Source organism: Shewanella sp. (genome assembly GCF_047975355.1).
Lineage (GTDB): Bacteria > Pseudomonadota > Gammaproteobacteria > Enterobacterales > Shewanellaceae > Shewanella.
Map to the genome: position 1 here is coordinate 37,769 of NZ_JBKEDJ010000013.1, position 12,971 is coordinate 50,739.

Below are 12,971 nucleotides of genomic sequence, written 5' to 3' on the forward strand. Positions count from 1 at the left end.
GGCTTAGGCGACAGGCACAATCTTAACCCATGATAAACAAGGTTCTACCTAAATTGATTTCAGCATCAATCACACCATGTTATTGCCCTATTTCTAATTGACACCACTATCACCAGAACAGTCGATATCATTGGCACGCTCGCTTACTTTAGTATTGCAACTATGCTACTCGATTTACCAACGGCATAGGTCGATCACAGTTCACTGAATCGTCACTGCATCCTCTGTAAGAGGCCGCTGTGACGCACACTGTTGTGCAATAGCTTAAAACAACTACGGGAAGAATGCCGCTATCAAGCTTATCACTTGTTTTCCTACCTTACTGAAGCTCATTATTTGCGCCAGCTCATACATTTGTTGTTTATTAATAAAAAGATAAGAATAAAGACCTAGGGTAGATTACGCTTTTATTAGCCGCATTTTTACTTAACGCCTGTCCCTTACTGGAATAGCCCATTAAAAAGTTAACAAGCTGCTGCCATAACAATATTGATAAAAGGTTTAGAGGTTTTTATGTGGTTTAATTCCCGACTCAAAGCAGAAAACGAAGCGCTGAAACAACGGCTGATTGATCAACAACACAGGCATGAAGTTGAAATTGAAGAGTTAAAAAACATGGCCCGAGAGAACGAAGCCATGCAACAACAGTCCCGCCAACATATTGATCTTTATAGCGAGGTTATCGCCTGCCAAAACCAAGGTGGCGAGATGTTAAACGCTGTCAGAGACGGCCTCGCCAGCAGCGCAGAATTACTCACCGATGAACAAGCTGCTCTGTCTGAATTAGATAAAATGTTCGATCAAACACGGGTAGCAATTGCCAACTTAGGCAGCCGCGCAACTTACATTAACGAGCAAGCCATCAGCAGTATGGATGCCGTGACCGAATTAAATAACACCACTTCATCAATTAATCAGTTTGTCGCCGCCATTCAAGGCATCTCAGAACAAACCAATCTACTTGCCCTCAATGCAGCCATTGAGGCCGCCCGAGCGGGTGAAGCGGGCCGAGGCTTTGCCGTGGTCGCCGACGAGGTGAGACAACTCGCCAGCAAGGCCCATGAAGCCAGTAGCCAAATTGAAAAACTAGTAAAGCAGATAGTGGCACAGGCATCGAATATCAAAGAAATTGTGCATAACAATCAAAACAGTGCCCTCGATGTCGCCTCTTCTTCGACTCAAATCGGCCAAGTTGTTGAAAATGTACTTCAACGTTCACATAAAATGCAGCAGGTGATCCATAACGCTGCGACCGCATCTTTTTTAAATACCACTAAGCTCGACCACGCAGTATGGAAGAGCCATGTGTATCAACTGATTGAAAAAAGCCACCACAATCACAGCGTCAACGCTCATACCGAGTGCCGCTTGGGGCAATGGTATTTCAAGGGATTTGGGGCGGAAAATTATCAGCACTTAAGCAACTTTAAAGCGATCGATACTCCCCATAAGGCGGTGCACGATGCGGGTAAAGCGGCACTGGCGGCAAAACAAAAAGGCAATTTATCTGACATGGTCAAGCAGCTACATGTGATGGAAGACTCGAGTATGCGAGTTGTTGCTTGCCTCGATAACCTACTGCGAGATGTATATCGCCAGTAACGCGTTCAAGTCAGCTGATTAGAGCGCCGTTGGGCGCTCTTTTTATTGCTAAATTACCAATTGCCTTCCCAAGCCCTTATTCACGATAAAAGCGCCTTGCCAATACCCAACTTCCTCAGCCTATACATAAATACCCCAAAGCTGCCTTGATAGCTTAGGGCTTCTCATCTTTACTTCATTGAGAGCATGTCGTGAGACTTGCAGATAACATTTTCATTTTTAGGATTATTAATGAAGTTTGTCACACACCTACTCGTCGTGATTTGCCTGTGTATTCTTCCGTACCGAGCGCTTGCCGCACTCAGTATCTATACCGAAGAGTGGGCCCCCATTAGCTTTTCCGTAGAAGGTAAACCCGACGGCTTAGCGGTACAAGTAGTGCAAGAGATTCAAAAGCGCGTTAATAACCAAGATCCTATCAAAGTGGTTCCCTGGGCCCGCGGTTGGAAAATCATGACTGAACAACCTAATACAGTGCTGTTTGCCATGACTAGAACGCCGACACGGGAACAGCGGTTCAGCATGATAGGCCCTATCGCCACAGGGACCATCAACTTCTACGCCCTAAAAGACAGCAAACTAAAGATTAGCTCAATTGATGATGCCAAACAGGCGAAAGCTGTGGGGGTGTATCGTTCTTCTGTTGAAGAGCAATTATTGATGGAGCACGGTTTTACCAATATAGCGCCCTCTACCACACCGTTACTGAGCGCGAAGCAACTGATGAAAAAGCGTATTGATTTATGGTGCAATACTAACCTCACCGCGCCCAGTATTCTGGCCGAAGCGGGTGCCAGTATTGATGACGTCAAATCCCTGCACACTATCAGTGCTAACCATCTTTATATTGCGTTTTCGAAAGGGACACCCAGTGAAGAAATAGATAAATGGAAAGAGGCACTTATCAGCATTAAGACCGATGGCACCTTCGCGCAAATCTACCACCGCTGGTTACCTAATGATGCTCCACCAATGGAAACCGAGCGCATTGGGCAATAAATCTCGAGCGCAAATCTTGGGCGCAAAATAGAAAGGCCGGGTAACTTAAGTTATCCGGCCTTTTGATTACAATGGCTTAGGCTTATTTAGCCAATATGCGCTGATGCAACTCTTGTACTGAGGTCACGTTAGTGCGGTCATCCGCAGCGTGAGCCATACAAGTCGCGAATGCCGCATTCATTGTCGTTGTATAGTTCACTTTGTAACGCAGTGCACCGCGACGTAATTGACGTGAGTCTTCAATCGCTTGACGGCCTTCGGTGGTGTTCACTATATAGGTGTACTCACCGTTCTTGATACGATCAAGAATGTGTGGACGGCCTTCGTGTACCTTGTTCACTAAGCGTGGGTTGATACCCGCTTCACCTAGGATAACCGCAGTACCGTGGGTGGCATCGATTTGATAACCCAGCTCAATCAGCTTAGCGGCTAAATCGGCAACGCGCTTCTTATCGCTGTTACGTACAGATAGCAGCGCACGACCAGACTTAGGCACTTCAGAGGTCGCACCTAACTGCGCCTTAGCATAGGCTTCGGCGAAGGTGTCGCCCACGCCCATTACCTCACCCGTTGAGCGCATTTCAGGGCCTAATAGTGGGTCAACGCCAGGGAACTTGTTAAATGGCAGTACCACTTCTTTCACTGAGTAGAAAGGTGGAATCACTTCTTCAGTGAAGTTTTGTGCCTTCAGGCTTTGACCTGCCATCACACGGGCAGCAATCTTAGCTAAAGGTACACCCGTCGCTTTCGACACGAATGGCACGGTACGCGCTGCACGTGGGTTAACTTCAATCATATAGATTTCGTTATTCTTCACGGCAAACTGTACGTTCATCAGACCGACAACACCGAGTTCCATCGCAAGCTTACGTACTTGTACGCGCATTTCGTCTTGGATAGCTTGGCTTAAGGTGTAAGGAGGCAGTGAACAACCTGAGTCACCTGAGTGAACACCTGCTTGCTCGATATGCTCCATGATAGCGCCGATAACCACAGTTTCGCCGTCACAGACTGCATCGATATCCACTTCGATGGCATCATCCAAGAAGTGATCGAGCAGTACTGGCGATGCGTTAGATACGCTTACCGCTTCGTTGAAGTAGCGCAGTAAATCCTGTTGGTCATAAACGATTTCCATCGCGCGGCCGCCCAGAACGTAGGACGGACGAACAACCAGCGGATAACCGATACGCTCCGCGGCAATCACAGCACCTTCAACAGTGGTTACTGTATCGTTTTCTGGTTGCTTCATTTCCAGACGTTGAATCGCCTGTTGGAAACGCTCACGGTCTTCTGCACGGTCAATCGCATCTGGGCTAGTACCAATAATTGGCACACCCGCCGCCTCAAGGGCGCGAGCCAGTTTCAGCGGAGTTTGACCACCGTACTGTACGATAACGCCCTTTGGCTTCTCGATACGGACGATTTCTAACACGTCTTCTAGGGTAACAGGCTCGAAGTATAGACGATCTGAAGTGTCGTAGTCGGTAGAAACGGTTTCAGGGTTACAGTTCACCATGATGGTTTCATAACCGTCTTCACGCAGTGCTAATGCCGCGTGCACACAGCAGTAATCGAATTCGATACCTTGACCGATACGGTTTGGACCACCGCCTAACACCATGATTTTTTCGCGATCTGATGGGTTCGCTTCACACTCTTCCTCATAGGTTGAGTACATGTAAGCGGTGTCGGTGGCAAATTCTGCGGCGCAGGTATCTACGCGCTTATACACTGGGTGAATGTCGAAACGGTCACGCAGTTTGCGAACTTCAGTCTCGTTTACGCCAAGGACCGCCGCCAGACGCGCATCGGCAAAGCCTTTACGCTTAAGTTTACGCAGCAGTTCTTCGTTAAGACCGGCTAAACCGCCTTCGGCCACTTGGCCTTCCAGCTTAATCAGCTCTTCAATCTGTACTAAGAACCATGGGTCGATATTGGTTAAACGGAAGATTTCATCCAGGGTTAAACCCGCACGCATAGCGTCGGCAATGTACCAAATACGGTCACAGCCTGGCTCTTTCAGCTCGAGGCGAATGCGCGCTAAGGCATCGGGTTTGGTTAAGTCAGTAATTGGGTCAAAGCCGTGACGGCTCACTTCTAAACCACGCAGGGCTTTTTGCAGTGACTCTTGGAAGGTACGGCCAATCGCCATCACTTCACCCACAGACTTCATCTGAGTGGTTAAGCGATCGTTCGAGCCAGCAAACTTTTCAAAGTTAAAGCGAGGTACTTTAGTCACAACGTAGTCGATGGCTGGCTCGAATGACGCTGGCGTACGGCCGCCAGTGATGTCGTTCATCAGCTCATCGAGGGTGAAACCGACCGCTAACTTGGCAGCAATTTTTGCGATTGGGAAACCCGTCGCTTTAGATGCCAGAGCAGATGAACGTGATACACGTGGGTTCATCTCGATGATAACCATACGGCCATCTTTCGGGTTGATACCGAACTGTACGTTCGAACCACCGGTTTCAACACCAATCTCACGCAGTACCGCCATAGAGGCATTACGCATCAATTGGTATTCTTTATCGGTCAGGGTTTGTGCTGGCGCAACGGTAATAGAATCACCGGTGTGCACGCCCATTGGGTCAAAGTTTTCGATAGAGCAGACGATGATGCAGTTGTCGTTACGGTCACGAACCACTTCCATCTCGTATTCTTTCCAACCGATTAAGCTCTCGTCGATGAGCAGCTCTTTGGTTGGCGATAAATCTAAACCTTGAGAACAGATTTCTTCGAACTCTTCCTTGTTGTAGGCGATACCACCGCCCGAGCCACCCATAGTGAATGATGGACGGATAATACAAGGGAAACCAACGAGGTCGAGTACACCATAGGCTTCTTCCATACTGTGGGCGATGCCCGCGCGTGGACACTCTAAGCCAATGCTCTTCATGGCTTTGTCGAAGCGGCTACGGTCTTCTGCTTTATCAATCGCATCGGCGGTTGCACCGATCATTTCAACGTTGAATTCAGCCAGTACGCCTTTGGCTTCAAGCTCAAGGGCGCAGTTCAGCGCGGTTTGACCGCCCATGGTTGGCAGAATCGCATCAGGACGTTCTTTGGCGATAATGTTACGTACCACTTCCCATTGGATTGGCTCGATGTAAGTGGCATCGGCCATTTCAGGGTCGGTCATAATGGTGGCAGGGTTAGAGTTCACCAGAATGACGCGGTAACCTTCTTCACGCAGGGCTTTACAGGCTTGAGCGCCTGAATAGTCGAATTCACACGCCTGACCAATAACAATTGGGCCTGCACCTAGGATAAGAATACTCTTTATATCTGTACGTTTTGGCATTGCTTCTCTCTTCTCCTAGCTTGCGTATTACTTAGCGTTCTGACGGTATTGTTCAATAAGCTCGATAAAGTGATCGAACAGTGGGGCCGCATCGTTCGGACCAGGGCTCGCTTCAGGGTGACCTTGGAAGCTGAACGCTGGCTTGTCCGTCAGATGGATACCTTGTAGTGAACCATCGAACAGTGACTTGTGGGTCACTTTGATATTGGCAGGTAATGTGGCTTCATCGGCAGCAAAACCGTGGTTTTGGCTAGTGATCATCACGTTACCTTTTTCGATATTGCTCACTGGGTGGTTAGCACCGTGGTGACCAAACTTCATCTTTAAGGTTTTCGCGCCTGATGCCAATGCCAGTAACTGGTGGCCTAAACAGATACCGAAAATAGGCGTATCGGTTTTCAGGATTTGTTGAATCGCTTCGATGGCATAGTCGCATGGCTCTGGGTCACCAGGGCCGTTAGAGAGGAACACACCGTCTGGGTTCATCGCTAACACTTCTGAAGCAGGTGTTTTTGCAGGAACAACCGTCACGTCACAGCCACGGTCAACCAACATGCGCAGGATGTTTTGCTTAACGCCGTAGTCATAGGCCACGACTTTGTACTTTAACTCTTCTGCTGGCGTATCTGCTGGCAAACCGCCCACCAAACGCCAGCTACCTTTACGCCATTGATAGGCTGTCTCGGTCGTCACTTCTTTCGCTAAATCCATACCCTTTAAACCAGGGAAGGCTTTAGCGGCTGCAAGTGCTTTAGCTTCATCTAAGTCAGCACCCGCCATGATGCAACCCGCTTGGGCACCTTTTTCACGGAGGATTCGAGTTAATTTACGAGTATCGATATCTGCGATGCCAACAACATTGTTTGCTTTGAGATAATCGCTGAGAGTTTGTTGATTACGGAAACTACTTGCTATGAGCGGAAGATCGCGAATGATTAAACCACAAGCATGAACCCCATTGGATTCGACGTCTTCATTATTGGTACCAGTATTACCAATGTGGGGGTAGGTTAAAGTTACAATCTGGCGTGAATAAGAGGGATCAGTTAAAATTTCTTGGTATCCTGTCATCGAAGTGTTAAAAACAACTTCACCAACAGAGAGACCATCGGCACCTATCGCTGTGCCAGTGAATACGGTTCCATCTTCGAGTACGAGTAAGGCAGACTTTGTCAACGCGACCTCCATAAAGAGCCAAGCCACTGAAATATAATGTTTTTATGTTATGTTAAGATACCAATTTCCGCTGATTTACGAAATTTTGACAAATTCAAGCGAGTTTACAGGATAAACTCGAACTCGTCTACACCTTGGTATCTGAGTGCAAAAAAAAACGCCAAATGGCGTTTTTTATTTTAATTCAAACCTAATACCTGCTGCATATCATACAGACCCGGTTTTTGTTCCACTAACCAGTGGGCGGCACGCATAGCGCCATTAGCAAAGGTCATACGACTAGACGCTTTATGGGTGATCTCCAAACGCTCACCGATATCGGCAAACATAGCTGTGTGTTCACCGACTAAGTCACCCGCGCGCACAGTGGCAAAACCTATGGTTTCACGATCACGCTCGCCAGTGATCCCTTCGCGGCCATACACGGCACATTTTTCGAGATCGCGACCTAAGGTCTTAGCGATGACTTCACCCATCTTTAGTGCTGTGCCCGATGGCGCATCTTTTTTATGTCTGTGGTGACCTTCGATAATTTCGATATCGGTGTAATCGCCCATGACCTCAGCGGCCAGTTCGAGCAATTTCCACATCAGATTGACACCCACAGACATATTCGGCGCCATCACCACCGGGGTTTGCTCAGCAAAGGCATTAATCTGTTCTTTTTGAGCATGATTGAAACCGGTCGTGCCAATCACAATGGCTTTCTTATGGCGCACACACCAGTCTAAATGGACAATACTGGCCTCTGGCGCAGTGAAATCAATCAACACATCAAAGTCGTCGGTCGCATAGTCGAGCGAATCCATCACAATGACATTTAACTTACCGACACCCGCCAGCTCGCCCGCATCCACGCCGACTAAGCTTGAACCGGAACGCTCGATAGCCGCGCCTAGGCGAATGTGCTCTTGATGATAAGCCGATTCAATAAGAGTCCGTCCCATGCGTCCACCCGCACCGACAATTGCAACTCTCACTTGTCCACCCATTTCAATCTCCTCAAACCTGTTCATCACTTCTATACAAAAACGCCTAAGACAGGCTTAGGCGTTTCGATCACATTAGACGATGTCTAATAACTCGACTTCAAACACTAAGGTTGAGTATGGAGGAATAGAAGCACCCGCACCACGTTCACCGTAAGCTAAGTGATGTGGAACGAATAATTTTAACTTGGTGCCTACTGGCATCAGTTGCAGCGCTTCAGTCCAGCCGGCGATAACGCCAGAGACTGGGAATTCAGCGGGTTGGCCACGAACAACAGAGCTGTCGAACACGTCACCATTGATGAAAGAACCATGGTAGTGAGTGCGAACTGTGTCTTCGTAGGTTGGTTTTGCACCGCTACCTTGAACTAACACTTCGTATTGCAGACCAGACTCAGTCACGATTACACCAGCACGCTTAGCGTTTTCAGCTAAAAATGCTTCGCCTTCGGCAGAAGCCGCAGCAGCAGCTTGCTCTTGAGCCGCTTGAATACGACGGCTGATCTCAGTGAATGCAACTTGCATATCTTGCATAGATACAGCGCTCTCAACGCCAGCAAATGCATCGGCTAAACCTGCTTGAACGGCAGCAATATCCACACCTTCAAAAGAATTGGCAGCCAGTTGTTCGCCCATTTGACGACCTACACCATAGCTTGCTTGCTGTTCAACAGTACTGAATTTATCAGACATAATTAACGACTCTCAATGTTCAATGGAATTTTGCGCGCCAGTTTACCATAGTTCCACGCCCTATGCTGATAAACTGACTGCTTATTTAACTTTGGCGGCGATTTTACGTAACCCATGCGTATTTATCCAGCAATAGCGCCTAATTGCGGCAAGATAAGGCCAGCTTGTAAACGAACGCCACACCCTAAATCGCTATTTAGGCAGCACGCATTGGTTTTTGATATTCGCCTTTGAACTCTGATACAAAGGCTGCATTTGGCCCTGTAATTGCTCAAGTTGGGCAATGCGATTACTGTTTGATGGATGGGTCGATAATAATTCAGGCCCTTGGCTACCGCCCGCCTTTGACATATTTTGCCAGAGCGCCACGCTCTGCGCCGGATCGAATCCGGCCCGTGCCATTAACTCCAGCCCCATCACATCCGCCTCACTCTCCTGAGCGCGGCCAAAGGGTAAGATCACCCCAACCTGAGCACCAAGCCCTAGAGCAGACATATATAAGTCACGGTTTGAGACGCCGCTCGCGCCAAGGGCCGCATCGGCGATTTGCATCCCCATGCCCGTCATTTGCGCACGAGACACTTGCTCATTACCGTGCTGCGCTAATACGTGGGCCACTTCATGCCCTAACACTGTGGCCAGTTGATCCGGTGTACTCGCCACTTTGAGTAATCCGGTATACACGCCAATGTGGCCACCCGGCAGTGCAAAGGCATTCACTTGCTCGGAGTTGAACAATACGACATCCCACTTCTGGCTTTGATCGGGTAACACAGCAGTCACGCGATTCGCCACGCAATTTACGTACTGCGTAAGCTTTTTATCACTGCTGATCTTCTGCTGCTTTTTCATTTCTTCAAAGGAAGCATCCCCCATTTGCTGCATCTGCGACGCCGAATACAGCAAGGTTTGACCCCGCCCCGTGGGCGATTTAGTGGTCGCGCAGCCCGATAATCCTAACGTGAGTCCAACCGCCACTAAGGCGAGTGTTGTTGATTTCATAGGGAACTCCTTAATCCGAACCAGGCCGAAGATGGCGGCCAAGTGACTCAACTGATAATGACTAAGATTTTACTGAGATAGGATCAATAAGCAAAATTATGTCTGTTCCGCACACAACAGCAACTCAAGCCCACTTTTATCATCGCCATGACGGAAAACCCCATTTTCCTCGATAAAAATTAACAAATGTAAATAACCTGCAAAACCATTCGATAATAATTATCATTCGTGCGTTTTAGCCTTGATATCAGTCTTTAGCTGGACCCAATGCTACGCCTAAATTTCATGCTCACTTAATAGGATTTACTATGCGACTCACGCTCACCCCATGTGCTGCTTCAATTCGTTATGCTTTAGTTGGTTCAGCGTTATTTTCAGGTATGGCCTTTGCCACCACACCCGTAGACTCTGTCACACCAGCAAACGTTGAACGCCTAATTATAACGGGGAGCCGCGTCGTGGAACGCATTGATGAAGTCCCCTCCTCAGTCACCTTAATTGATAACGACACTCTTAACCAAGATCTCAAGGTCAGCTCTGAGCTACAAAATATTCTCGCAATACGCGTCCCTGGTTTAGCGCCATCCTCAGGTACCTCGAGTAATGCTGGGCAAACGCTGCGCGGGCGTAAGGCTCTAGTACTAATTGATGGTGTACCGCAATCGACACCACTGCGTAATGGCTCGCTTGATATACGCTCTGTGGATGTTAATGCCATTGAACGTATTGAAGTGATTAAAGGCGCGACCTCAATCTACGGTAATGGAGCCGCCGGCGGTATTATCAACTACATCACCAAGAAACCTGGCGACAGTAAAGCGCAGGTTAACCTTGGCGCCTCGAGTAAATTCAGTACTGTTAAGTTTGAAGACAGCGCAGGCTATCGCTTTAATGCGGGAGTGGATGGCTCACTTGAAAAGTTCAGTTATGTATTAAATGCCGTGACCGAAGAAACGGGTCTGCAGCGTGATGCAGAAGGTGATGTACCGGGCCTGGTTTATGGATTATCCGAAACGAAAACTCAAAACCTATTTACCAAATTGCAATATCAGTTTACCGATGCCAGATCACTGCAATTCACCTACAACTACTACGAAGCACAACAGGATGCCAACCTAGTCGATGTCACTGGCAGTGTCAATTCGGGCGTTAAAACCTACGCCATGAAAGATACCTCAGGCAAGCCTAAACTGGGCGAGCCACAGGGGCCTAAGGGCAACCATAACCTGACCCTAAAATATGTTGACAATGCATTATTGGATAACACACAAATGGTGCTAGACGCCTACAGCCAAAAAATCGATAACATGTTTTTCTTCTCGTCCTCACTCGCGAATCCTTCTGAAGGATACAGCGGTGGGCAATCGATTATTCTGTCTGAAAAAATTGGCTTACGCGCTAACTTTAATACCGAGGTCGATTGGGACAACATAGCCGCCAACTTTATTTATGGTGTCGATGCCTTGCAGGATATCAGCAGTCAGCCGCTCGAGGATGGCCGTATTTGGGTCCCTGAAATGGACATGACTAACCTTGCTTTTTATCTGCAAACTAAGTGGGTCATGTTTGATGATTGGGTCATTAAGGCGGGAGTTCGTCAGGATAGCGTGGATTTAAGTGTTAATGATTACAGCACGTTAAAGCTGTGTGCGAGTGCGACTCAGTGTACTGAATCGATTGACGTAAAAGGCGGTGACTTAGGCTTTAACGCCACCACCTATAATTTAGGGTTACGTTATACTGGCAGCAGCTTTGCTAGCCCGTTTATCAGTTATTCCCAAGGCGCAGACATTTCTGATCTTGGTCTGTTGTTACGTACGGCATCGGTAAATGACATCGCCTTAATAAAAACACAGGCAGCCATAATTGATAACTATGAGATAGGTGTATCAGGCTATATTGATGCCTTTTCCTATGAGCTAGCCGCCTTTTTCAGCGAATCAGAACTCGGCACTAGCAGCAAATATGATGCTGTATCAGGCGCATATGTGCCTATTCGCGCCCCGCAAGAAATTTGGGGTTACGAGGCGCAAGTCAATTACGCTTGGCTAGACAATCTCAGCACAGGCATGAGCTATAGCTTCGTCGAAGGGAAAGATACCGAAAAGGATGAATATTTAGATGGGCAAGTCATCTCACCACCTAAATTTACTGCCACCTTAGACTGGCAACCCACAGATGACAGCAATATTAGCCTTGCCTATCTATATGTCGGTGACCGCGACCGATTCGAGCCAATTAATGGCGCGTATGTTGGCAGTCAAGGACCCGTTGAGCATTACAATATTGTCAATTTGAGCAGTAGCTACCAAATAAATGATTGGACTTTATCACTTGGGGTGGAAAACCTGCTCAACGAAGATTACTACTCTGCCCGCTCGCAATCTTTTACCTTTAAGGGCTACAACACCAAAGGCTTAGGGACGACAATGAATGTCGGCGTAAGCTACCAGTTTTAAGATGCTCTCGAAAAAAAGTTAATCACAGAGTAAATGAAGCCAAATGGGATTACGCGTCCTGCTTGGCTTTATACTCCGCCTTTAACAAGGCGTAGAGATACTCATCACCCCACGCGCCCTTAAAGAGGATATTTTTCACATAATGGGCTTCGCGCCTAAAACCGAGTTTTTCGAGTAAGCGGCAACTGGCAAGATTGTCTACATCGGTTATAGCAATAACACGATGCTTATCTAATTCCACAAAGAGATAACCCAGCAATGCGCTGACGGCCTCAAATGCAACCTGTTGACCTTGAAACTCTGGAGCAATCGTAAAGCCGATTTCCATTTGCTGCTCATCGATAAAATGCAGCGCCAGGTCGCCAACTAGTTTAGTCGATGTCGTTCCCGATGCCTCACTGACAATCGCCAGTTGAAACCAGGTATCCGCCGCACCAAATTGCGCATAATCCATGTTCTCGAATAGCGCGACAGCCTCGCTATAGCTGTAATCCGTCCAACTTTGATATTTGGCGACCTTAGGGTCGGCTCGATAAGCGGCAAAAGCCTCAAGATCCGCTCGCTGAAATGGACGAATCGTAAAGCGTTTGGTGGTTAAACCGTAATTAACTAGGTTATGAAGTGCTTTATTTAACGCCAGTGTCGATGCCATGTCTTATCCCCTAATGTCAATAAGTCCCTAAGTTATATAGTCACAAAGTTACACTCTGAGGGAAAAGGTGAACAACTGCTAATAAGCGCTAT

The 12,971-nt window shown here is 47.7% G+C and carries 9 protein-coding genes; 3 read left to right on the forward strand and 6 right to left on the reverse strand.

Annotated elements, in window-relative coordinates:
* Window positions 1-513 precede the first annotated feature (513 nt).
* Entirely contained in the window at window positions 514-1,602 is a 1,089-nt protein-coding gene (locus tag ACK5NH_RS05470; RefSeq protein ID WP_416918136.1) for a methyl-accepting chemotaxis protein, read from the forward strand.
* A 231-nt stretch (window positions 1,603-1,833) separates the two neighbouring features.
* Window positions 1,834-2,601: a substrate-binding periplasmic protein gene (locus ACK5NH_RS05475; protein WP_416918138.1), complete on the forward strand. Its 768-nt coding sequence runs from the start codon at window positions 1,834-1,836 to the stop codon at window positions 2,599-2,601.
* Between the two features lie 82 nt (window positions 2,602-2,683).
* Here the strand turns inward: ACK5NH_RS05475 and carB are convergent, their stop codons facing one another.
* The 5 genes from carB to ACK5NH_RS05500 form a co-directional block, all read right to left on the reverse strand.
* Complete coding sequence (carB, locus tag ACK5NH_RS05480) at window positions 2,684-5,908, reverse strand: carbamoyl-phosphate synthase large subunit (protein ID WP_416918140.1); 3,225 nt, start codon at window positions 5,906-5,908, stop codon at window positions 2,684-2,686.
* A gap of 27 nt (window positions 5,909-5,935) precedes the next feature.
* Entirely contained in the window at window positions 5,936-7,096 is a 1,161-nt protein-coding gene (gene carA / locus ACK5NH_RS05485) for a glutamine-hydrolyzing carbamoyl-phosphate synthase small subunit (RefSeq protein ID WP_416918142.1), read from the reverse strand.
* Window positions 7,097-7,263: 167 nt separating this feature from the next.
* The gene (gene dapB, locus ACK5NH_RS05490) at window positions 7,264-8,076 is read right to left on the reverse strand and encodes a 4-hydroxy-tetrahydrodipicolinate reductase (protein WP_416918144.1); all 813 of its coding nucleotides are present in this window, start codon (window positions 8,074-8,076) and stop codon (window positions 7,264-7,266) included.
* Between the two features lie 72 nt (window positions 8,077-8,148).
* The gene (locus tag ACK5NH_RS05495) at window positions 8,149-8,766 is read right to left on the reverse strand and encodes an FKBP-type peptidyl-prolyl cis-trans isomerase (protein ID WP_416918146.1); all 618 of its coding nucleotides are present in this window, start codon (window positions 8,764-8,766) and stop codon (window positions 8,149-8,151) included.
* Window positions 8,767-8,958: 192 nt separating this feature from the next.
* A complete protein-coding gene (locus tag ACK5NH_RS05500; protein WP_416918148.1) occupies window positions 8,959-9,768 on the reverse strand; it encodes a M48 family metallopeptidase in 810 nt (269 codons plus the stop codon).
* A gap of 308 nt (window positions 9,769-10,076) precedes the next feature.
* On the opposite strand from ACK5NH_RS05500, the gene ACK5NH_RS05505 reads away from it, so the two are divergent.
* A complete protein-coding gene (locus ACK5NH_RS05505; protein WP_416918150.1) occupies window positions 10,077-12,227 on the forward strand; it encodes a TonB-dependent receptor in 2,151 nt (716 codons plus the stop codon).
* Between the two features lie 49 nt (window positions 12,228-12,276).
* Here ACK5NH_RS05505 and ACK5NH_RS05510 read toward each other — a convergent pair whose 3' ends face one another.
* Window positions 12,277-12,879: a GNAT family N-acetyltransferase gene (locus tag ACK5NH_RS05510; protein ID WP_416918152.1), complete on the reverse strand. Its 603-nt coding sequence runs from the start codon at window positions 12,877-12,879 to the stop codon at window positions 12,277-12,279.
* Window positions 12,880-12,971: the final 92 nt, after the last annotated feature.